This is a genomic window from Actinoplanes couchii (assembly GCF_016862075.1).
In the GTDB taxonomy this organism is placed as follows: domain Bacteria; phylum Actinomycetota; class Actinomycetes; order Mycobacteriales; family Micromonosporaceae; genus Actinoplanes; species Actinoplanes couchii.
On the sequence record NZ_BOMG01000101.1, the window covers coordinates 1 to 20,039 of the forward strand.

Below are 20,039 nucleotides of genomic sequence, written 5' to 3' on the forward strand. Positions count from 1 at the left end.
CGGTTCCCGTCGACGTCAGCCGCGGACGGTTCCCGTCGACGTCAGCCGCGGACGGTTCCCGTCGACGTCAGCGGCGGACGGTTCCCGTCGAGGCTCGGGCGACCAGTGCCGGGACGAACGTCGCCTGCTCGTGCGTGTGATCGGGATTGGTGGCTTCGTCGAGGACGAGACGGGCCGCCGTCCGCCCCAGTTCCTGCCGGGGCTGGCGCACCGAGGTGAGCGGAACGGCCGCCGCCGCCGCGAAATCGATGTCGTCGAACCCGACGATCGCCAGGTCGTCCGGAACCCGCAGCCCGGCGGTGACCGCGTGCTGCAGCAGGCCGAGCGCGAGCAGATCGTTGGCGCAGAACGCGGCGGTCGGCCGGCGCCGCGTCGGCAGCCCCGCCAGCCGCTCCCCCGCCGACCGGCCCTCACTGACGGTGAGCGCCTCGGTGGGCAGGTGGATCAGGTCCTCCGCCGGCATGCCGAACTCGGCCCACACCGCCCGGGCACCCTGCAGCCGCTCGCGGACCTGACCGACACTGAGCGGCCCACCGACAAACGCCACCCGCCGGTGCCCGCGATCGATCAGATGCTCAACGGCGATCCGGCCACCGAGCACGTCGTCGACCGCCACCGAACAGTGGCCGCCGTCCCGGCTGAGCCGGTCGACCATGACGAACGGGATGCCCCGCTGACCGATCTCGACGATGTGCGACGCGTCCGGGTCGACCGGCGTGATCAGGATGCCCTGGACGCGCTGCTGCACGAGCCGGTCGATGTGTTTGGCCTCGCGGTCCGAACGCCCGCTGCTGTTGCACACGAAGAGTGACAGGTCCGCGTCCTCCGCGGCCGTCTCGATGCCCTCGGCGACGTCGTGGAAGAACGGGTTGCCACCGTCGAGCATCACGTACGCCAGCGCGCGGCTGGTCCCCGCCCGCAACTGCCGGGCCGACTCGTTGCGCACGAAGCCGAGATCGGCCATGGCACGCTCGACCCGTTCCCGGGTGGCGGTGCTGACCACGGCGGGCCGGTTGAGAACATTGGAAACGGTGCCGAGCGAGACCCCCGCGGCCGCGGCGACGTCCTTGACCGATGGTGCTCGACCGTTGCGCGGCTGGAGTGTCAACCTGGGCCTTCCTGAACTCGGCGAAAGGGTTTGCCCCCAGATTCAAGCACCAACCTTGAAACATTTCAATCCCGCCGGGTGTACAGATATGTATACCATCACATCTCGTGACCGCCGAAGGCCCTCCTTTCCTTCGATTCCCTCTTTGGGCTTCGATTTCCCCTTACCGATCACAGCCCGAGTCCGGCACACCCATCTCTTCCGTGGTGTGGAGGTGGACGTACCCGGCATGACAGATCCGATCGGCCCGTTCCGAATGGAATTCACCGACGGCCGGACCACCACCGCCGAACTGATCGACGACTTTCTGACGGTCACCGCGTGGCGGACCCGGGCCGGAACAAAGGTCCCGCAACGAATCTGGCCGGTGGCAGAACGGTCCTGGAACGGCGATGTCCTGCACTGGAGACTGGGCCGAAGTGTCGCTGTTCCGGGATCAGAGACCGTCCGGTGAACTGTGCAGGGTGAGCCCGGCGAGCTCCGGCGGAGAATAGTCACCACCGAGAACGATCGCGGTATTCTCCCCCGCCGGAGCCACCGGGGAATCCTGCCGCCCACACAGCCGCAGGAACCGGACGACCAGCACCGCGATGAGCACATCACTGTCCGAATGCTGACGCTCGCCCGTGGGGTGTCCGTGCCCCGTTCGGAGCCAGAGGGTGTCGCCGAGCCGGATCGGACCACCCACCACCCGGCCGGCCACCGCGGTGCCACCACCCGGCGCGGCGAAGACGTCCTCGATCAGCATCGTCCCCATCGGTCAGGCGGTCAGAAAGGTGATCACGGTTGCCACCAGCAGGGCCACGGCCAGGACCAGGCCGGCGAGTTGGACCGGCGGTAGCGCCGAGGTGGCTTTGATCCGCTGCGAGACCTGCCCTCCGGATCCGGTCAGAAGTTCCACCGATCTCAGCGGAATCAGACGGTCCGGGGTCTTGCGGAGCAGGTTGGCGTGACGGGCCGGGGTCATCCGGATCAGATCCCCGGGGAAGAGGAACTCCCGATCGGCATCGGTCCGCATCGACGCGTGCAGACGGCGACCGTCGTCCGTGCGGACGGTCAGCTCCCACACCGCGTCGTCACCAGCGGCGGGCCGGAGCCGTTGAGCGACGGCGACCCCCACCACCAGGACCACCGGCACGACGATGCCGGCCAGGAACAGCCCGGTGCTCATGTCCGCGAACAACGCCCGGCCGACCCAGGCGGCGACACTGATCAGCGCGGCCACGGAGACCGCCAGCAGCCCGGGCGACGAACGACCGGAGACAGCCGCGGCGGTGACCCCGATCGGCCGGGCGATCACCCCGGTATAGCGGCCCGCGCCGGCATCCGGCCCCGCGCCACCAGGCGATTCCGCACCGCCGGACGGGCCCGGGTAGGAGCCCTCGCCGGAATCCCCGCGATCGACCACATCGTCCCGGCGGCCACCGGATTCCGGTCGCCCGGGCCCCGGTCGCCCGGAAGAGAATTCAGCCCCCGAGGACGACCGCCGTCCTCGCGAACCGTGTTCCGAGCCCCCGGGCGGCCGCCGCCCCGAGGAAGAGCCACCACCGGGCGCCCGGGAGGCCCGCCGCCCCGAACGCGACTCACCGTCCCCGGCCCCCGCCACTCTCCGCCCCGAACCGGGAACCGGACCACCGTCACCCGGCCCCGGCCCTCGGCGACCGGAGACCGGGCCGTCGTCGGAACCCGGCCGGCGATGCCCCCAGGGCGGGCTGTCGTCCGCCGAACCCCGCGGGCGGCGCCGTGGAGGTGAGTCCTCATCCGGGCCGATCGGTGGGCGGCGGGGAGGAGGCGGGGCGGCCGGTGGGCGGCGGGCCAGCGGTGTGTTGCCGTTGACCGGGCGGCGACCGGGCGGTGAAGTGTCGTCCTCGGTCTCGGGGCTGCCGTTGACGCGGCGCCGGGCACGCGGGATCTGCGGCGGGTCCGGCCTCGGCTGCGGGCGACGGGCCGCACGGCCGGTGAGCAGGCGTTCCTCGTCGTAGTCGAACAGCGGCGGATCCTGGGGAACCGAAGCGTCCGAACCCGAACCCGAGCCGGAGCGGGCGGCGGGACCGGGGCCCGCGGGCCGGTCGGCGCGATCGGCGGCCGCGTGTGGATCCGCGGGCTGGTCACCGGAGTCGGCGGGCTCGCGAGAATTCGGCGGATCGGGGCTCTGTGCTGGATCCGGTGGTGGGGTGGCCCATGGTGGCAGGTCGTCGGTCATGCGATCGGCCTCGGCGTTCATGCGTCGGGTGCGGGAACGGAATCGGGCACGGGCAGGGTGGGGACCAGCTGGTCGTCAGCGACGACGCCTACCCGGAAGGCTACCCGGAAACCCACCGGGAGCAGCTACCCGCGAAGGCTACCCGGCACCGGTGACCCCACCGGCCGGCGCAGAAAGTCCGGCGGGCAAAGGTCGGAAAGCCGGCGGGCGAGGGGTCAGAATCGCGGTATGGATGACAGACGGAAACTGCTTCACGACGCCGGCCCGGCCGATCTGGAGACCATTCTCGACATTCAGCAGGAGGGTTCGATCCGGGCGCTTTCCCACATCTTCCCGCAGGATCGTCACCCCTTTCCGCGCGACGAACTGCGGGAGCGCTGGGCCGGCGAGATGACCGATCCCGGGGTGCGGGTCCTCGTCATCCGGCGCCACGACTCGACCGCCGGCTTCGTCGCTCTGAAAGCCGATCAATTGCTTCACCTGGGTACGGCGGTCAGCACCTGGGGAACCGGACTGGCCTCCGCCGCACACGCCGAGATCATCGCCCTGCTCCCGGCGAATCCACGGCTGTGGGTGTTCACCGGGAATCATCGGGCGCGCCGTTTCTACACCAGGCACGGCTGGAGTCCGACCGGGTCGACCCGTCCGACCGCTTTCGAACCGCATCCGGAGCTGATGGAGTACCGCCGTCCTCACCCCTCGCAGGACGCCACGTAGACGACGTCGGGATCGCCCCGCCCGACCGGCACCCGGACGGTGCGGACCGGGCCGACCACTCTGGTGAGGGTCTCGGCGAAGTGGCGTTCGGCGCTGGCGCTCCACACCGCCAGCACCCCGCCGGGCCGCAGGTGTTCACGGATCATCGCCAGCCCGGACGGGCGGTAGAACCCGGTGTTGTGGTCGAACACCGTCCAGCCGGGACCGTTGTCGACGTCCAGGCAGATGGCGTCGAAGCGGTCGCTGGTGCCGGTGAACCAGGCCGCCAGGTCAGCGGTCACCACCCGGACCCGCGGGTCGTCCAGGGCGCCTGCACTGAACGGTTTCAGCACGTTCCGGTGCCACTGCACCACGGCCGGCTCGATCTCCACGACGATGATCTCCGACGCGTCGGTGCGGACCGCCTCGGCCAGCGAGAAGCCGACTCCCAGGCCGCCGATCAGCAGCCGTGGGCGGGGCTGTTCGATCCCGGCCAGCGCGGCCCGGATCAGCACCCGCTCCGACTCCCCGGAACGCGTGTCCATCAGGAAGACACCGTTGCTGATCAGCTCGTAGTGCCCGGCCCGGCCGCGCAGGACCAGCTCTCCGCGCTCGGTGCGGATCCGTTCGGTGAACTCCATGGGCGGCAAGCGTACGCAACCGATGGAGCCTCGTCGATGCGCTACGGTGACCGGCTGTGACCACCGATGCCGGCCTGACGGTTCCCGATCATTGCGCCCGTGCTCTGGCGAAGGCTCGACGCGCCGGTGTCGACGTGGCCGGGGCGCTGGCGGTGGCCCATACCCGTACCGGCGGAGCAGATCTTTACCTGCTCGTCCTTCCCGACCGTCTGGAGCTGGCCAGTCCCGGCACGCTGATGGGCACCGGCGCCGGGCGGGAGCGCATCCCGCTCGCCGACGTCACCCGGGTGACCGCCCGTGATCGGCTGTTCCGTTCGTCACTGGAGATCACCACGGCCGCGGCCACGGTGTCGTTCCCCGCCGACCGGGAGACCGCCGCGTACCTGACCGCGCTGATCTCCCGGCGCCGGACCGCGACCCCGGACAACACCGCACTGCTGGAGAACCTGGCCGCCCTGCACACGGCCGGGATCCTCACCGACGAGGAGTACGCCACCAAACGGGCGGCGCTACTCGGCCCCTGACAGCGCGGCGATCAGAGCCTCCGGGGCGGTGGAGACCGGGCGGTCGCTGACCTGGCCGTCGCCGATCTCGACCAGACGCCAGCGGCCGTCCTGATCACGGGTCAGGTCGGCGGTCACGAACGGCAGCGCCAGCTCCCGCAGCGGGCCGGTCACCCGCGACAGGTCCAGGTCGTCCGGCGGCAGGTCGGCAGGGGTGTCCGGGTGCGCCGTCACGAGGCGGCACTCCCCGGCGACCCACCACGTCCGTACCTCAGCGCCGTGGAACCGCTCGTAGGACCGGACCACAAAACCACCGGTGAAGTCGTCACCCCGCAGCTCGCGGAATCGGGCGGCCACCGTCCACGCCGCGGCGCTGTCGGCGGTGTCGGGGATGTAGGCGGCCTCGTGCCAGTAGTGCTTCATCGACTTGGTCCAGTCCCGCAGCACGGTCGGGCCGCCGCCCAGCCGCGCGCACGCCTCCCGGAAGTCCGCCGGGTCGTCGCCGGTGGTCCAGGTCGTGCGCGGGGTGACGGCTGCCGCGGTGGCGTACCAGCCGGGAAGTTCGTGGCCCTGCCGGTAGTGGGCGGCACCGGTCCGGAGTGACGCGCCGCGCTCGGCCAGCGCACCGGCCAGCGCGGCGTACCGGTCGGCGGTGAGCATCCACCCCCGGTAGACGAGGTCGGCGGCCCCGTCCGGCACCCGGGCCACCGCGGCCGCGGCATCGGTGAACCCGTGATCGATCAGGACCACGTCGTGCCCGGCCGCACGGGCCGCCCGGGCCTCCTCCGCGAAGTGCTCGTCGGGGCGGCGGGGACGCAGGACGTCGGCGGGAATCAGCAGCATCACCCCACGATGATCCCCGATTCCACCCGGTCGCCGGGCGGTCAGCCCACGCTGAACCGGGACCGGACGAGCCAGGCCGGGCGGTCAACTCACGCTGATCGGGACCTGGCGAGCGGAGCCGGGCGGTCAGCTCACGCTGATCCGGGAGCGGGCGGGCGGGGCCGGGTGTGGCGCGACGGACGGCAGGCGCGGCCGGGCCAGCGGGGCCAGGGCGGCGAGCAGGATCAAGGCCGCGATCGGCAGGTACGTGCTGTCGATGATCACCGTGGCAGCGCCGGCGCCGAACAGCAGCGGGCTCCAGGCCGGCACCCGCCGGCCGGCCACCAGCAGCCCGAGAACCGTGAGCATGCCGAGGGAGAACAGCAGGGGGCCGGCCGTGGCCAGCGGCTCGGGGAGCGGACGCAGCTCCTGGAGGGTGGGTGCCAGAGCGCCGGTGATCGTCCAGAGGAAGCAGGCGACGCCGGCGATGGTGACCGCGGCGGCGACCGTGGCCACCGGGCGGGCGCCTCGGGGGACCAGGGTGCCGGCGCTGACTGCCAGCAGCCCGAACAGGACCATCGCGACGAAGAAGGCCAGGTGACCGATGTTCCACGGCAGGGTGCCGGGATCAGGGGTGCCGTCCAGGCCGTCGACCGTCCGGGCCAGGCCGTAGACCAGCAGGAGGACCGGCGCGTCGACGGCGGCGTGCCGGATGGTGACGCTGTTCGATGGCATGCGCCGACGGTATTTCGCGGTGGTGGGATTCCGGTACCGGCGGATCCCCTGTCATTACCCCTAGGGACATCCCTGACCCCGGGCGGATATTCCTATTAGACTGATAGGAATGCTATGGTCTGACGAAAGGCGAGGACCGGCGCGGCTAGGGAGTTGAGACAGGCGTGGGCACCCTGAGTGAGCAGGCAGCCGAGGAGTTCGTGGCGGCGCGGGCGTTCGCGCCGGGACTGCCCGGATTCGTGGGGATCGCGGTCGATCTGCTGGTCGATCCGGCATCCGCCCCGGCCGGGCGGCGCACCCTGCGGCACGGATTCCTGGACACCCGGTCGCCCCGGGTCCTGGTGGTCAGCGGGCCACCCTCCCCCGGTCTCGAGGTGGCGCTGCGCCGGATGGGCGACGATCTGGCCGCCTCCACCCGGGTCGTCGAGCAGCACCGGCTCACCCTGATGCAGCAGGCCACCGGCACGGTCCACCCGGAAGGCCCGGCATCGGCGATCGGTTCGGCCACCGCGGGCATCCGGGTCGGCCTGGAGGCGGGCCTGGCGGACGGTGGCCCCCTCGGCCTGACCCGTCGCTGGCGGCTCGCCCACACGCTGGCGCCGGTGCTGGCGGCCGCGTTCGCGAACGCCCCACTACGCCACGGCCGCCCCACCGGTTGGCGAAGCGTGCGCCAGGCCCTGCGCCGCGACCTGCCCGTCGTCCCGGCCCCCGGCGGGACGCCGGCGGGCGATCCGAGGGCGGAGTGGGCGGCATACGTGCTGGACACTCCCGGGAGCACCGGGACCTCGCCCCGGCAGCGGCTGCGCGCCGGCGGGCGGATCACGATCGCCGAGCTGGAACGGCACATGGCCGGGCTGCGCCCGCCGGTGGCCGCCCGCGGCCATCTGGAACTCGACGTGGCCGACCGCCAGCCCGGCGACGGCTGGCGGGTTCCGGCGGCGGTGGCCGCGGTGCTGCTGGACGATCCGCGCGCGGCCGAGGAGGCCGCCGAGGCCACCGAACGACTGGCCGGCGAGCCCGCGTTGTGGGAGCGGGCGGCCCGGGACGCACTCACCGACCCGGTCCTGGCGGCGGCCGCGAGAGACTGTTTCATGACGGCCTACGCGGCGCTGACCCGCCAGGGCGTCTCCCGCGAGTTGCGCGACGAGGTGGCCGGGTTCACCGAACGATACGTCCACCGCAACCGCTGCCCCGCCGACGACGTCCTGGACCGAGCCACCGCCCAGTCCTAGGACCACCCGTCCGCTTTCCCTACCGGGGTCTCGATGGTGGCGGTGGCGCGGGTGTGGGTTCGTTCGCCCTGACGTCCGAGCAGGGCGAGGACCTCGGCCGGCTGCGGGCCGGCGGTGCCGAACCAGTGCGGTACCCGGGTGCCGAACTCCGCGGCTTCCCCTTCGTCGAGAACGGCGAAGCCTCCTTCGGCGAGATCGGCGCGGCCATCGCCGACCGGCTCGGCCTCGGCCCGGTCCAGCCGTGGAACCTCACCGACGCCGGCCGGGTCCGGGGCGAAGGCTTCGCCCGTTTCGCTCTCGGGGCCGACAGCCGCGTCCGCGCCGTCCGGGCCCGGCGACTCGGCTGGACACCGCGACACGCCTCCGCCGGAACCTGGATCCGCGACAGCATGCGGATCAGCTGACCGCCTGCGCCGTCGGGCAGGCCCGGGCCAGGGCGAGTGGACGATCCGCCTCAACCGCGACAGCCGTGGACCCGACAGCCGTGAACCCGACAGCCGTGGATCCGACAGCCGTGGAGAGAACCGGGGCCGTGGCGGGGCTGCCCACCCGTACCGGCAGATGGAGGTTTGTCAGGGTTTGACCAGCTTCCACCGCGAAGCGTTCGGCGGCGGCTATGGCGGCCCGGACCGTGTCGTGGCGTTCGCCCGGCTCGACCCGGCGTGTGGCGGCCAGACTGGCCCTGAGCTGCAGCATTCTGGCTATGCATTCATCGAAGTGGGTGATCATCTCGTCGTGCACGGGGAGTCCCTTCGCCGCAGGGCGTGCCGTTCAGCCTAAGGGTCTTCATGGCACCGGGAGGACCTCTTCTGTTTACCGCATGTTTCCGGTCGTCTTTCAACCAGAAGGTTGACACCCGCACCCGAAGACGCCTACCGTTACTTTCAACCGACAAGTTGAAACGAGGGTCCGATGACGATGTCGCAGGTGTTCGCCGCACTGGCCGACCCGACGCGGCTCGACATGGTGATCCGCCTGTCCGACGGTGACAGCACGGTCAGCCGGCTCGCCGAGCCGTACCGGATGTCGCTGCAGGCGGTCTACAAACACCTGCGCGTCCTGGAGGAGTCGGGTCTGGTGACCCGGCCGCCGGGGCCGCAACCCCGCGCGGTGCACCTGGAGACGGAGGCGTTCGACCTGATGCAGGCGTGGATCGAGCGTTACCGCCGCCGGGCCGAGGAGCGTTACACCCGACTGGACGAGCTGCTGAAGAGGGAAAACGAGAAATGACGAACATCGAAGCCGACAAGAACGTGCCGGTCATCCGGATCACCCGGGACTTCACGGCCACCCCGGCGCAGTTGATGCGCGCACACACCGATCCGGAGCTGTTCGTGCAGTGGGTCGGACCGGATTCGATCACCAGCAAGGTCGACTACTGGGATGCCCGCACCGGCGGCAGCTGGCGTTACGTGTCGAGCCGGGACGACGACGAGTTCGCCTTCCACGGCTCGTTCCACGAGGTGGGCGCGGACCGGATCGTCCAGACGTTCACCTGGGAGGGGCAGCCCGAGGGGGTCGCCCTGGAGACGATGTGGTTCGAGGACCTCGGCGACGGGCGGACCCGCATGCACACGCAGTCCCTGGTCGACAGCTTCGAGGGCCGGGACGCCTGGCTTCAGAGCGGCATGGAGGTCGGCGTCAACGAGGGGTACGCGAAGCTCGACCGTCTGGTGGCCGACGGCCGGATCTGATCGGTCTCCTCGTGCCGGGCGAGCACCGTCCGCACATCGAGCAACAGGTCGATGCGCGCGGACTCGCCCCGACGCCGGAGGGCGGCCAGTTCCCGGTCGACGGCGTGGACGGTGAGCCGCAGTGGGTTCGGCGCCGGGTCGAGTCGCCGGTTGAGGTAGTTCCGGATCCACTTGATCACGGAACTACCCATACCCCGAAGATCGATGGATCAAGCCGGGAAAAGCTGATCGAAAACCGCGCCCCGATCGAACTGCATGGCGTGTGCCCGGGCCCGTGTCTCCAGATCGGAGCGTTCGGCGGCGGACATGTCCAGGACCACCCGGTCCACCGCGTCGGCCAGCGCGTGGATGTCGCCGGCCTCGACGATGACGGCGGCGTCGCCGACCGCTTCGAGCACTCCCCCGGTGGTGGTCGTGATGATCGGCCCACCCCCGGCCAGGGCCTTCTCGGCCAGGGCGATGCCGAACGTCTCGACGAAGTCCGGCTCCGGCTTGGTGGGCAGCGCGTAGGCGGCGCACCCGGCCATCAGCAGCGGCTTCTCGTCGTCGTCCACGTCGTCGAGGAAGATGATCCGGTCGTCCTCCTTGGCCATCGCCCGCACGTGTTCCAGGGCCGGCCCGGTCCCGGCGACGACCAGCTTCACGTCGTCCCGGCAGCGCATCTGCCCGTACGCGATGACCAGGTCGTAGATGCCTTTGGCCCGGGCCACCCGGGACAGGAAGAGGACGTACTTGTCCCGTTCCAGCCCGCGGCGTTTCAGGGCGGTGTCCACCGCCGAGGGATCCAGGTCCAGGAACGCCGACGCGTCGATCGGCGGATAACTCACCGTGACCCGTGACCGGCACTGATCAGCGAACGTGGTTCCACAGTGGGCGTCCACCTCGACCGCCGAGGCGATGATCTCGTCCCGGGTGTACTCCGAGACCGCCACCACCTCGTCGCTGGCCAGGAAGGTGGTGAACAGGACCATGGCCGCCCCGAAGCGGCCCTCCCGCAGGCAGGACTTGATGACGTTGGTGACGTCCGAGCCGACCGCCTTGGCGACGGTCCGCACGTCCGGGTCGAGTCCGGCGGCCCGGACCGCGGTCACCGCGTCGTTGATCACCTGGGTGTGGGGTACCAGGTACATCGACAGGCAGACCGTGGGCACGTCCTCGGCGAGCAACTCCACCAGCCGGCCGGTGAGCCCGGCGAGGTGGCGGCCGTCCGGCACCCGGTAGTCGCCGACCGCCTCGGGGCGCTCGACGGTGATGCCGGGGCTGTACGGCAGCAGCCGGTCCAGGGGTTTGAGGGGCAGGCCGGCCGCCTGTAGTGCGGGGATGGGCCAGGTGAGCAACCGGACGTCGTCGAAGCCCCTGGTCAGGGCGACCTCGGCGAGGTTGCGGGCCTCACCGGAGTGGCCACAGATGACCGGGTCGGCGCGTACCGCGATGACGAGTCGGCGGGTGGGTCGGCTCATCTTTGTTCCTTAGGGTGGGGATCGGAGAGGGATGGCGGCCGATTCCCGTGCCCCCAGTCGGAGGGTTCGGGCCCGAGCCGCAGGTGCAGCCGTCCGCCGTGATGGACGTCGGCCGCGGTCAGGTGGGTGGCGTGCAACGGCCTTCCGTTGAGGGTCGCGGACTGTACGTACTGCGGCGCCGGATCCCGGTCGATGCCGTCGACACCGATCGGGGACTCCCGGAACCCGCTGGTCTCGATGACGAATTCGCCGCCCTCGACCTGCATGGTGGCGCGTTCGAACGCCGGAGTGTTGACCAGGAACATGTTCTGTCCGGCGACCGGGAAAAGTCCCAGCGACGCCCAGACGTACCAGGCGCTCAGGCCCCCGGAGTCGTCGTTGCCGGGCAGGCCGCCCGGTCCGGTGCCGAACTGCCAGGTCAACGCCGAGTTCAAGATCTCCGCCGTACGGTCGGGGCGCCCCGCGTAGTGGTAGGCCCAGGGGACCTCCATGTCGGGTTCGTTGTTCAGCCCCTCGAACCGGTTCAGCGCGTAACCGGCGGCCATCTCGATCGGGTCCGGACCGCGGCCCGGCTGCTTGACCGGTTCACACCCGTACCCGAAGAAGCGGTCCAGCATCCGCGCGAAGGCGCGGTCTCCCCCGGCCAGCTCGATCCGCCCGGCCATGTCGTGGATCAGCCGGAACGAGTAGTTCCACTTGCCGCCCTCGTAGAACTCGGAGTCCTTGAGCAGTCCGGTGGCCGGGTCGAAGGCGTTGATCCAGCCCTGGCTGCGGCGTTCCAGGTCGGCGGCGAGCCGGTGGTCGTTGAGGGCGCGGGCCACCTTGGCGGTGCAGTGATGGGCGTACGCCAGATCCAGGGTGTGCGTGATCGGGTGCACCACGCCGTGTTCCCAGAAGTCCTCGCCGTACAGCCGCCGCAGGTCGTCGACCATGTGCACGAGTGCCCAGGTCCAGTCGATGCCCGGCCGTTTGAGGGCGTGCGCGTCCGCCAGGGCGGTGTGCGCGAGGGCGCTGGCCTGCCGGAAGAACCGGTCGGCGCCGCGGGCCATCCGGTAGCCGATCGGGAAGTTGCCCTCCTCCTCGCAGACCCGGATCAGGGACTCCAGCATGTCGCCGTAGCGGTCCGGGGCGATCGCCGACAGCAGCGGCATCTGGGTCTTGTAGATGTCCCACATGGTGCAGACGTCGAAGGCGTACGGGCCGGGGTCGGGCCAGTTGGGGCTCTCGTCGTCGGCGATGCACGGCTTGATCAGCGAGTGGTAGAGCGCGGTGGCCATCACGGTGCGCCGGGCCGGGGTGCCGCCGTCGACCTGGATCCGGCCGAGGTGGTTGCGCCAGCTGGCCCGGGTGCGGGCCTTCACCGTCTCGAACGCGCTGTCCCCGGCGGCGCCGCACTCCCGTTCCAGGTTGGCCCGCGCCTGGTCGCAGCCGCGCAGCGAGAAGCCCATCCGGACCTCGATGGTCTGCCCGGCCCGGGTGGGGCCCATGAACAGCATGCCGAACGGGCGCAGCGTGGTGTGCCGGATGCTGTCGAAGTCGAGGCGGGTGCCGCCCGGGATGAGCCGCCTGTCGTACCAGAGCATCTGCCGCCAGCCGGGGCTCTCCACCTCGATGAAGACCGACAGCGGGATGCCCTCCATCACCACCGTGCCCTGGGCGCGGCCGTGGCCCATGCTCTCGGCCTGGGCGCGCAGCGGGATGGTCCGGCCCAGGTCGATGCCGAGGCCTCCGCAGGACAGGTCGACGACGACCCGGGCGCTGTGGTGGTCGGGGAAGGTGTAGCGGTGGACCGCGACCTTCTCCCCCACGGTTATCTCGCAGCGCACCCCGGTGTCCAGGTTCGCCGCGTAGTAGCCGGCCTCGGCGCGCTCGTCCTCCAGCGGCCAGGACTGGCCCAGGTCGTCGAGCGGCTGGACCATCGGGGTGACCCGCACGTAGTTGTAGTACTTGCGGATCGCGCCGGTGCCGGACTGCTGGAAGTGCGTGAACCCGGAGGCCTGCAGCCGGTCGAACATCTCCTCCGGCACGCCCTCGGTGTTCTTGGCGTACCTGCCGTATCCGGTCGGGTACGCCCCCGAGTAGGCGCAGGCGGAGACCATGCCCAGCGGCGAGGTGGCCCCCGGGTGGGTGTTGCCCACCTGGGGTTTCGGCCACCACCAGGTAGCGGCGAGACCGTGTGCGCGAGGCAGATTGGTGGCCGCGGTTCCGATGAAAGGATCAACGTTGTCAAGGATGGCCGGACTCTAACCGGCGACGGCCGTCCCCATGGTTTCGTCCAGGTGAACTCCCTCGAAGGTGCTTCGTTCGAGGGAATTCAGGAGCAGGGTCTCGAACTCCGGCGCGGGCAGCGGCCGGCTGAAGAAGTACCCCTGCACGGCCGGGCAGCCGGCCGCCCGCAGCGCCTCCCAGTCGGCCTTCTCCTCGACGCCCTCGGCGATCGTGGACATGCCCAGTGACCGGGCCAGCCACAGCACACCCTCGATGATCGAGGCCTTGCGGGCGTCCTCGGCCAGGCCGGCCACGAACGACCGGTCCAGCTTGACGATGTCCGCCGGCAGGGACTTGAGCCAGGTCAGCGAGCTGTAGCCGGTGCCGAAGTCGTCCAGGGCGATCCGGACACCGAGCTCCTTGAGGGCGTTGAGGCGCTCACCGACGTCGACCGCCGAGGACAGCAGCGCGGTCTCGGTGATCTCCAGGACCAGCCGGGACGGATCAAAACCGGGCAGGCCGGCCAGCACGCTCGCGACCATCGGCACGAAGTCCGGTTCGGCCAGCTGGCGCGGGCTGACGTTGACCGACACGTAACCGAGCCGGTCCGACCACTGCAGCAGGTGCTCGACGGCGGTACGCAGCACGTGCTCGCCGAGCGGGACGATCAGGCCGGTCTCCTCGGCGGCGCCGACGAAGTGGAACGGGCTGAGGATCTCGCCGCCCGGGGTACGCATCCGGACCAGCGCCTCGGCCCCGGCGATCTTCCCGGTCGCGGTGTCGACGACCGGCTGGAACCAGACCGGCAGGGTGTCCCGCATGTCGCCGGCCAGGGCCACGCGCAGACGGGACTCGGCCGCGATCTTCTGCTGTACGGGTACCCGCAGCTCGTCGGAGTAGACCTGGATGCGGTTGCCGCCGGCGCGTTTGGCCGCGTACATCGCGGTGTCGGCGGCGAGCACCACGTCCTCGGCCGGAACCGGGCCGCACGCGGTGGTCACGCCGACGCTGACGCTCACCGGCACGGTGGCCAGCAGCGGCTCGACGAGCGCGGCGAGGATGCCGTTGCCGACTCGCAGCCCGGCGCCGGCCGAGCCGCGCAGCGCGACGATGAACTCGTCACCGCCGAGACGGGCCACCAGGGCGCCCTCCGGGACCACCGTGGAGAGCCGGCCGGCGAGGGCGCGCAGCACGTCGTCGCCGGTGCTGTGCCCGCTGCCGTCGTTGATCGACTTGAAGCGGTCGACGTCCAGGTAGATGACGCTGACCGGATCGGCGCTGCCGTCCAGCAGCTCGGCCAGGTCGTGCTCGAACGCCTGCCGGGACAGCAGCCCGGTCAGCGAGTCGTGCCGGACCTGGTACTTCAGCTCGGCCTCGTGGTCACGGACCTCCGTCACGTCGAGGCAGTGCACGAAGATCAGCCGCAGTTCGCCATCCGGGCCGTAGAGGCCTGTCGCGTGGTTCTGCACCCAGATCAGCGAGTCGTCGTCGGTCCGGTGGTACTGCCTGGTCACGGTGACCGGCTCCCGGGTCTCGGTCAGCAGGCGGGTGACCCGCGGCAGCCCCTCCTCGACCGCGCGCAGCGGAAGGTCGTGGACGGAGAAGCCGGCCGGCAGCTCGTCCGGCAGGCGCAGCCACTCCCGGTAGGCGCTGTTGGTGCGCAGGATCCGCCCGTCCGGTGCGAACATCACCATCGCCACCGGGGTCTCGTCGAAGGCGACGCTGAGCTGGGCCTGGCTCTCGTCCAGGTTCTCCTGCGCGCGCTTCTCCTCGATCTCGTTGAAACGCCAGGCGACCAGCTGGAACGCGGCGGCGGCGAGTACCGCGGCGCCGTGCAGCACGGCCCAGAGCAGCGGGTGGAGCTCGGCCTGGGAGTGGCCGAAGACGTGGTCGTACTGCACCGTGCCGAAGCCGGCGTGGTGCAGCACGGTGGCGACCAGGAAGCCGCCGAACGGCACCCAGTCCCGGTAGAGCGCGAGCGCGGCGACCGCGATGAAAAAGGTGAAGTGGGCCTCGGTGAGCCCGTCGCAGAGCGCGACGAACCCGGCGCACGAGACCGCGGCGCCGAAGGAGACCGCGACCGAGCGTGGCCGGCGGCCGTGCAGCAGCCGGGCCGCGACCAGGCAGGGCAGGACGATGGCGTCGGTGATGAGCAGCGCGTCCACGCTCTCGCCACCCTGCCAGAGGCCCACCAGGGTCAGGAACACCATGAAGACGGCGAGCAGCAACGTCAGCAGCCGGTGCCGGCCCGCCCAGTCCTCGTCGTTCAGCCCTCCACCGGTCGGAAACCGGTCACGGAGCCGAGTCATCCACGTCGCCACGAAGGAATCATCGGCCACCGGGCATGGCTACGGAAGCATGACCGGGGAGTAGGTCAGGTGCGAAGCACCGCCGCCAGCGCGACCAGCAGACGCTCAACGTCGTCGATGTCACTGCCCAGCCCGAAACTGATCCGCAGCAGGCCCCGGGTCTGTTCGCACGATCCGGTCTCGCCGGTGGCGGTCAGACGTCGGACCAACGGGTGGGCGCAGAACTGACCGGCGCGTACCCCGATGTTGTGCTCCTGGCCCAGGCGCCGGGCGACCTCGGCCGGATCGTGGCCGGGCAGGTCCAGCGAGACGATGCCGACCCGGGGCTGGTCCGGGCCGAAAACACTGACCTCGGACGCTTCCGGGATCGCCGCCAGGCCGTCGCGCAGCCGGGCCAGCAACAGCTGCTCGTGCTGGTGCAGGGCGAACCGGTCGGTGGCGGCCAGCGCCTCGCAGACCGCGGCGATCGCGACGGCGCCCAGCAGGTTCGGGGTGCCGCCCTCGTGCCGGGCCGCGCCGGTCGCCCACACCAGGTCGCCGAGGCGGTCACCGACGGCGGCGCTGGCGCCACCACCGGCCAGGTACGGCTCGGCGGCGTCCAGCCAGTCGGAGCGGCCGGCCAGCACCCCGGCGCCGAACGGGGCGTACAGCTTGTGCCCGGAGAAGGCGATCCAGTCCGCGCCCAGGTCCTCCAGGTCGACCGGGCGGTGCGGGGCCAGCTGGGCGGCGTCGACGACCACCCGGACGCCGTACGAGTGGGCCACGTCGGCCAGCTCGCGCACCGGCCACACCTCGCCCGTCACGTTGCTCGCCCCGGTGACGGTGAGCACGGCCGGGCCGGCCAGCCCGTCGAGCGCCTCCTTGAGCACGGTGACCGCCTCGTCCGCCGACGACGGGGTGGGCAGGCGCAGCGGGTTCGGCCAGGGCAGCAGGTTGGCGTGGTGCTCGCCGTCGAACTGGACCGTGGTGGTGCCCTCGGGCAGGGCGCGGGCCAGCAGGTTGAGGGCGTCGGTGGTGTTCCGGGTGAAGATCACGGTGTCGCCGGGGCGGGCGCCGACGAACTCGGCCACCACGTCACGGGCCAGTTCGTAGGCGAGGGTGGACGCCTGGGACCGGATGCCGGTGCCGCGGTGCACGCTGCCGTACCGCGGGAGAAGCTCCTGGACCGCCGTTGCCGCGGCCTCGATACAGGGGGCCGACGCGGCGTAGTCGAAGTGAACGAAGTCACTGTCGTCGGAGATGACAGCAAGGGACGAAGATGGCATGACCGCGCCTCCACGGGTTCGCCGTTTGCCGATGTCGGGCGACATCGGCCCGGTCCTCACCCGGGGCACCCCATCGCGAACGCAAGGGTTGCCGGCCAGCAAGCCGGGGCTTTCCGCTGGCACTCATGACCTGGTCCCGACCGTAGCAGATCTCACGAGCCCGGCCTATATCCCACACGCAAAGTAGGGATTACTGTCACTGGTATGACGATCACGTTCCAGGAGCAGTGGGACCAGTGGCACGCCGCCCACGAGAAACGGCGCGCCGACCCGCACGGCTTCCTCGCCATCACCGGCCTGCACTGGCTGACCGGCGACCCGCAGCGCTTCGACGGCGCGCCCGGCGCGTGGAGCACCGGGCCGGACGGGGTCACCGTGGTCCTCGATGAGGGTGAGTCCCTGTCGCTTTCTGATCAGGTCATCACCGGCACCCACACCTTCGACCCGATCGCCGAACGTGCCGACATCACCGTCACTTTCGGCGACGCTGCGCTTCCCATCAAGATCGAGATCGCCAAGCGCGGTGGGTACGACGTGGTCCGCCCCCGGGATCCGGCCAGCCCCGTCCTCGCCGCGTACACCGGGACGCCCGCCTTCCCGGCCGACGAGAAGTGGCAGGTCACCGGGCGGTATGTGCCGTTCGACGAGCCGCAGCCGACCACCGTCGGGTCGGTGGCCGAGGGCATCGAGCACGTCTACGAGTCGCCCGGCCGGATCGAGTTCGAGCTGGCGGGTTCACCGCGGTCACTGATCGCGTTCAACGGCTACGCCCCCGGCACACTCTCCGTGCTGTTCACCGACGAGACGTCCGGGCTGACCACGTACGGGGCCAACCGCTCGCTGGTGATCGACGCGCCCGCCGCGGACGGCACGGTGACCGTCGACTTCAACCGGGCGGTGAACCTGCCGTGCGCGTACACCGAGTTCGCCACCTGCCCGCTGCCGCCGGCCGGCAACCGTCTCGCCGTGGCCGTCGAGGCCGGCGAGAAGAAGCCGGGCGTCTAGACCGGCGAGAAGCCGGGCGTCCAGGTCGGGGAGAAGCCAGGCTAGATTTCGTCGCATGGACGACCTGATCGAGCTGCTCTCGATCCCCTCCACCGCCGACCGCCCGGACGACCTGCGGCGAGCACTCGATCTGGTGCTCGCCCTGGTCGGCCCGGGTTTCGAGGTGCGCCGCTTCTCCTCCGGCGGCAAACCCAGCGCCCTCGTCGCCACCCCCGGCCGGCCGCGGGTCATCCTCAACGCGCACCTCGACGTGGTCCCCGGTTCACCCGCCCAGTTCACACCCGAGATCAACGGCCATCGGCTGTACGGGCGGGGAGCGCACGACATGAAGGCGGCCGCCGTGGTGATGGCGTCGGTCTTCCGGGACGTGGCCCCGAAACTGCCGTTCCCGATCGCCCTGCAGCTGGTCACCGACGAGGAGGTCGGCGGTTTCGACGGCACCGGCCACCAGGTGGCGCAGGGTGTCCGGGCCGATTTCGTGGTCATCGGCGAACAGAGCGACCTGCGGATCGTCGCCGAGTCCAAGGGCATCGCCCGGGTCCGGCTGACCGCCACCGGCCGGACCGCGCACGCCGCGTACCCGTGGCTCGGCTCGAACGCGGTGCTGACCGTGCTGACGGCGGTCCAGCGCCTGGTCGACCGCTATCCGGTGCCGGCGTCCGAGGAGTGGGTGACCACGGTCAACGTGGCCCGCGTCGACACCCCGAACACCACCGCCAACGTGGTGCCGCACGCCGCCGGGGCGCTGCTCGACATCCGGTTCCCGCCGTCCGATCCGGACTTCGCCGGCCGTACCCGCCAGCAGATCGCCGACCACCTGCGCACGGTGACCGGCCTGGAGGTGCGGGTTCGCGTCGACTCGCTCGGCGCCCCGCACTGGGCCGACCCGTCCGGGCCTGAGTTGCGGCTACTGCAGACGGCCGCGCGGACCGTCGGTTACAGCGGGGCCCTGCTGCGCAAACACGGCGCCGCGGACGGCCGCTTCTATTCCGCGGTGGGCACCGACGCCGTCATCTTCGGTCCCGGCGGCGACGGGCAGCACGGCCCGGAGGAGTACGTCGATCTGCGCACCCTTCCCCCGTACCGCGAAGCCCTGACGAACTTCCTGTTCTCCCTGGTCTGAGCCGCGCCCGGTGGGTCAGGCGGCCAGGGAGTGGGTGGCCCGGGCGGTCAGGGCATGCTCGATGCGGGCTGCCACTCCCCGCAGGTGGGGGCGGCGTTCCGGGTCCACCCGGGCGTTCCAGGAGCAGGGGCCCTGGCGTAGCAGCATCTCCGCGTAGCGGGACTCGGTGTCCACCCGCAGGCCGGTCGGGCCGGTCGTCTGGTCGGCGTATGTCAGGGCGTCGGCCATCGGGCTGCGCTCGTCGGGGAACGCGGACAGTTCCGCGGCCAGGCCCCGGGCCGCGCCCACGAATCGGGCTCCGGAATGGTAGGCGACCAGGCCGGCGATGCGGGCCGGCCAGCCCTCGGCGCTCAGGTGCACGGCGCCGTCCAACGGGTGGAAACCGGTCAGTGCGATCGTCTCGGCGTAGCCGATGTCGTGCAGCCAGGCGGCCGTCACCAGGATGTCCGGGTCCAGGTCCAGGCGGGCGGCCAGCTCGGCGGCCCGGGCCGCCACCCCGGCGGTGTGTTTCCAGCGGTTACCGCTGTCACCGATCAGTTCCTCGGCAACGCTCCGGGCCAGGTCGGCGCGGGTGAACAGAACAGCGGTCATGGGCGAAGGCTACGTCTCCGCAGGTTAACAACGGACCAACAACCGATGGCCGCTGTCCGAAACTGATGTCCGGCGGGTCAGGACTGGCGGACCCGCTGGGACGGGACTCCGGCGGCGTGCAGCTGGGCCGCCAGGGCGCGGTTCGGGTTGTGCACGAAGACCGCCACCTGATGGTCGTCGCCCAGGTCGCAGGCGGCCACCACGGAACCGAGGTTGATCGGGTCCAGGTCCCGGACGTCGGCCAGGTCGACTATCAGGCGGAGCGGGCGGACACGGCGGACCGTGTGCACCAGGAGTTGCCGGAGTTCCACCGCGTCGTCGGGACCGACCGAGCCGTGTGGCTGAATGACCACACTGCCGTCGGAACTGGTGTTCACCTCTAGTAACGCGCCACGCATCGGACTGCCTCTCGTTACCGTGCGTTCAGCTGTCTGCCCACCATAG

Annotated in this window: 23 protein-coding genes and 1 riboswitch; of the genes, 9 read left to right on the forward strand and 14 right to left on the reverse strand. The window is 71.1% G+C overall.

Annotated elements, in window-relative coordinates:
• Positions 1–67: 67 nt before the first annotated feature.
• On the reverse strand, positions 68–1,108 hold the full coding sequence (locus Aco03nite_RS40350; protein WP_203806100.1) for a LacI family DNA-binding transcriptional regulator: 1,041 nt from the start codon (positions 1,106–1,108) through the stop codon (positions 68–70).
• A 229-nt stretch (positions 1,109–1,337) separates the two neighbouring features.
• Here Aco03nite_RS40350 and Aco03nite_RS40355 point away from each other — a divergent pair, with 229 nt between their 5' ends.
• Positions 1,338–1,562: a hypothetical protein gene (locus Aco03nite_RS40355; RefSeq protein WP_203806102.1), complete on the forward strand. Its 225-nt coding sequence runs from the start codon at positions 1,338–1,340 to the stop codon at positions 1,560–1,562.
• Here the strand turns inward: Aco03nite_RS40355 and Aco03nite_RS40360 are convergent.
• Both Aco03nite_RS40360 and Aco03nite_RS40365 read right to left on the reverse strand, forming a co-directional pair.
• A complete protein-coding gene (locus Aco03nite_RS40360; protein ID WP_203806104.1) occupies positions 1,545–1,865 on the reverse strand; it encodes a hypothetical protein in 321 nt (106 codons plus the stop codon). The genes Aco03nite_RS40355 and Aco03nite_RS40360 overlap by 18 nt on opposite strands.
• 3 nt (positions 1,866–1,868) lie before the next feature.
• Positions 1,869–2,516, reverse strand: a complete 648-nt coding sequence (locus tag Aco03nite_RS40365) for a hypothetical protein (RefSeq protein ID WP_203806106.1) — start codon at positions 2,514–2,516, stop codon at positions 1,869–1,871.
• 1,023 nt (positions 2,517–3,539) lie between these two features.
• Between Aco03nite_RS40365 and Aco03nite_RS40370 the strand changes: the two genes are divergently transcribed.
• The gene (locus Aco03nite_RS40370) at positions 3,540–4,028 is read left to right on the forward strand and encodes a GNAT family N-acetyltransferase (RefSeq protein WP_203806108.1); all 489 of its coding nucleotides are present in this window, start codon (positions 3,540–3,542) and stop codon (positions 4,026–4,028) included.
• On the opposite strand, the gene Aco03nite_RS40375 is transcribed toward Aco03nite_RS40370, so the two are convergent.
• Positions 4,004–4,648 carry a spermidine synthase gene (locus Aco03nite_RS40375; protein WP_203806110.1) on the reverse strand — a complete coding sequence of 215 codons (645 nt, stop codon included), beginning with the start codon at positions 4,646–4,648 and terminating at the stop codon, positions 4,004–4,006. The genes Aco03nite_RS40370 and Aco03nite_RS40375 overlap by 25 nt on opposite strands.
• 56 nt (positions 4,649–4,704) lie before the next feature.
• Here Aco03nite_RS40375 and Aco03nite_RS40380 point away from each other — a divergent pair, with 56 nt between their 5' ends.
• On the forward strand, positions 4,705–5,172 hold the full coding sequence (locus Aco03nite_RS40380; RefSeq protein ID WP_203806112.1) for an SHOCT domain-containing protein: 468 nt from the start codon (positions 4,705–4,707) through the stop codon (positions 5,170–5,172).
• Here Aco03nite_RS40380 and Aco03nite_RS40385 read toward each other — a convergent pair.
• Complete coding sequence (locus Aco03nite_RS40385; RefSeq protein WP_239145842.1) at positions 5,158–5,994, reverse strand: ATP-grasp domain-containing protein; 837 nt, start codon at positions 5,992–5,994, stop codon at positions 5,158–5,160. The genes Aco03nite_RS40380 and Aco03nite_RS40385 overlap by 15 nt on opposite strands.
• Positions 5,995–6,120: 126 nt before the next feature.
• Positions 6,121–6,708 (reverse strand): hypothetical protein, encoded by a 588-nt coding sequence (locus Aco03nite_RS40390; RefSeq protein WP_203806116.1) that lies wholly within the window; start codon positions 6,706–6,708, stop codon positions 6,121–6,123.
• Between the two features lie 164 nt (positions 6,709–6,872).
• On the opposite strand from Aco03nite_RS40390, the gene Aco03nite_RS40395 reads away from it, so the two are divergent.
• Together Aco03nite_RS40395 and Aco03nite_RS40400 are read left to right on the forward strand one after the other, a co-directional pair.
• Entirely contained in the window at positions 6,873–7,940 is a 1,068-nt protein-coding gene (locus Aco03nite_RS40395; RefSeq protein WP_203806118.1) for a glutamate-cysteine ligase family protein, read from the forward strand.
• A 53-nt stretch (positions 7,941–7,993) separates the two neighbouring features.
• Positions 7,994–8,344, forward strand: a complete 351-nt coding sequence (locus Aco03nite_RS40400; RefSeq protein ID WP_203806120.1) for a hypothetical protein — start codon at positions 7,994–7,996, stop codon at positions 8,342–8,344.
• Here the strand turns inward: Aco03nite_RS40400 and Aco03nite_RS40405 are convergent.
• Positions 8,337–8,681 carry a hypothetical protein gene (locus Aco03nite_RS40405; protein WP_203806122.1) on the reverse strand — a complete coding sequence of 115 codons (345 nt, stop codon included), beginning with the start codon at positions 8,679–8,681 and terminating at the stop codon, positions 8,337–8,339. The genes Aco03nite_RS40400 and Aco03nite_RS40405 overlap by 8 nt on opposite strands.
• A gap of 171 nt (positions 8,682–8,852) precedes the next feature.
• Between Aco03nite_RS40405 and Aco03nite_RS40410 the strand changes: the two genes are divergently transcribed.
• On the forward strand, positions 8,853–9,170 hold the full coding sequence (locus tag Aco03nite_RS40410; protein WP_203806124.1) for an ArsR/SmtB family transcription factor: 318 nt from the start codon (positions 8,853–8,855) through the stop codon (positions 9,168–9,170).
• Entirely contained in the window at positions 9,167–9,634 is a 468-nt protein-coding gene (locus Aco03nite_RS40415) for an SRPBCC family protein (protein ID WP_203806126.1), read from the forward strand. Before Aco03nite_RS40410 ends, Aco03nite_RS40415 begins: the two co-directional genes overlap by 4 nt.
• Here the strand turns inward: Aco03nite_RS40415 and Aco03nite_RS40420 are convergent.
• From Aco03nite_RS40420 to Aco03nite_RS40440, 5 genes are read right to left on the reverse strand one after another with little or no spacing between them, the layout of a single operon-like run.
• Positions 9,559–9,825 (reverse strand): BAR domain-containing protein, encoded by a 267-nt coding sequence (locus Aco03nite_RS40420; RefSeq protein WP_203806128.1) that lies wholly within the window; start codon positions 9,823–9,825, stop codon positions 9,559–9,561. The genes Aco03nite_RS40415 and Aco03nite_RS40420 overlap by 76 nt on opposite strands.
• Positions 9,826–9,843: 18 nt before the next feature.
• On the reverse strand, positions 9,844–11,094 hold the full coding sequence (locus Aco03nite_RS40425) for a glycosyltransferase (RefSeq protein WP_203806130.1): 1,251 nt from the start codon (positions 11,092–11,094) through the stop codon (positions 9,844–9,846).
• The gene (locus tag Aco03nite_RS40430; RefSeq protein ID WP_203806152.1) at positions 11,091–13,328 is read right to left on the reverse strand and encodes a glycoside hydrolase domain-containing protein; all 2,238 of its coding nucleotides are present in this window, start codon (positions 13,326–13,328) and stop codon (positions 11,091–11,093) included. The genes Aco03nite_RS40425 and Aco03nite_RS40430 overlap by 4 nt, the downstream gene beginning before the upstream one ends.
• A gap of 9 nt (positions 13,329–13,337) precedes the next feature.
• Entirely contained in the window at positions 13,338–15,623 is a 2,286-nt protein-coding gene (locus Aco03nite_RS40435; RefSeq protein ID WP_239145843.1) for a putative bifunctional diguanylate cyclase/phosphodiesterase, read from the reverse strand.
• Between the two features lie 53 nt (positions 15,624–15,676).
• On the reverse strand, positions 15,677–16,876 hold the full coding sequence (locus tag Aco03nite_RS40440) for an aminotransferase class V-fold PLP-dependent enzyme (RefSeq protein WP_203806132.1): 1,200 nt from the start codon (positions 16,874–16,876) through the stop codon (positions 15,677–15,679).
• Between the two features lie 16 nt (positions 16,877–16,892).
• A riboswitch (SAM riboswitch) is annotated at positions 16,893–17,007 on the reverse strand.
• 73 nt (positions 17,008–17,080) lie between these two features.
• Between Aco03nite_RS40440 and Aco03nite_RS40445 the strand changes: the two genes are divergently transcribed.
• The gene (locus Aco03nite_RS40445; protein WP_203806134.1) at positions 17,081–17,881 is read left to right on the forward strand and encodes a DUF1684 domain-containing protein; all 801 of its coding nucleotides are present in this window, start codon (positions 17,081–17,083) and stop codon (positions 17,879–17,881) included.
• 55 nt (positions 17,882–17,936) lie between these two features.
• On the forward strand, positions 17,937–19,004 hold the full coding sequence (locus Aco03nite_RS40450; protein ID WP_203806136.1) for a M20 family metallopeptidase: 1,068 nt from the start codon (positions 17,937–17,939) through the stop codon (positions 19,002–19,004).
• A 15-nt stretch (positions 19,005–19,019) separates the two neighbouring features.
• Here the strand turns inward: Aco03nite_RS40450 and Aco03nite_RS40455 are convergent, their stop codons facing one another.
• Positions 19,020–19,595: an HD domain-containing protein gene (locus Aco03nite_RS40455; protein ID WP_203806138.1), complete on the reverse strand. Its 576-nt coding sequence runs from the start codon at positions 19,593–19,595 to the stop codon at positions 19,020–19,022.
• Positions 19,596–19,672: 77 nt separating this feature from the next.
• Positions 19,673–19,972 carry an STAS domain-containing protein gene (locus tag Aco03nite_RS40460; RefSeq protein ID WP_239145844.1) on the reverse strand — a complete coding sequence of 100 codons (300 nt, stop codon included), beginning with the start codon at positions 19,970–19,972 and terminating at the stop codon, positions 19,673–19,675.
• Positions 19,973–20,039: the final 67 nt, after the last annotated feature.

Coding starts and splice junctions, on each gene's coding strand:
- Aco03nite_RS40355 (WP_203806102.1), top strand. CDS start 1,338: ATGACAGATCCGATCGGCCCGTTCCGAATGGAATTCACCGACGGCCGG.
- Aco03nite_RS40360 (WP_203806104.1), bottom strand. CDS start 1,865: ATGGGGACGATGCTGATCGAGGACGTCTTCGCCGCGCCGGGTGGTGGC.
- Aco03nite_RS40370 (WP_203806108.1), top strand. CDS start 3,540: ATGGATGACAGACGGAAACTGCTTCACGACGCCGGCCCGGCCGATCTG.
- Aco03nite_RS40375 (WP_203806110.1), bottom strand. CDS start 4,648: ATGGAGTTCACCGAACGGATCCGCACCGAGCGCGGAGAGCTGGTCCTG.
- Aco03nite_RS40385 (WP_239145842.1), bottom strand. CDS start 5,994: ATGCTGCTGATTCCCGCCGACGTCCTGCGTCCCCGCCGCCCCGACGAG.
- Aco03nite_RS40390 (WP_203806116.1), bottom strand. CDS start 6,708: ATGCCATCGAACAGCGTCACCATCCGGCACGCCGCCGTCGACGCGCCG.
- Aco03nite_RS40410 (WP_203806124.1), top strand. CDS start 8,853: ATGACGATGTCGCAGGTGTTCGCCGCACTGGCCGACCCGACGCGGCTC.
- Aco03nite_RS40415 (WP_203806126.1), top strand. CDS start 9,167: ATGACGAACATCGAAGCCGACAAGAACGTGCCGGTCATCCGGATCACC.
- Aco03nite_RS40420 (WP_203806128.1), bottom strand. CDS start 9,825: ATGGGTAGTTCCGTGATCAAGTGGATCCGGAACTACCTCAACCGGCGA.
- Aco03nite_RS40425 (WP_203806130.1), bottom strand. CDS start 11,094: ATGAGCCGACCCACCCGCCGACTCGTCATCGCGGTACGCGCCGACCCG.
- Aco03nite_RS40440 (WP_203806132.1), bottom strand. CDS start 16,876: ATGCCATCTTCGTCCCTTGCTGTCATCTCCGACGACAGTGACTTCGTT.
- Aco03nite_RS40445 (WP_203806134.1), top strand. CDS start 17,081: ATGACGATCACGTTCCAGGAGCAGTGGGACCAGTGGCACGCCGCCCAC.
- Aco03nite_RS40450 (WP_203806136.1), top strand. CDS start 17,937: ATGGACGACCTGATCGAGCTGCTCTCGATCCCCTCCACCGCCGACCGC.
- Aco03nite_RS40455 (WP_203806138.1), bottom strand. CDS start 19,595: ATGACCGCTGTTCTGTTCACCCGCGCCGACCTGGCCCGGAGCGTTGCC.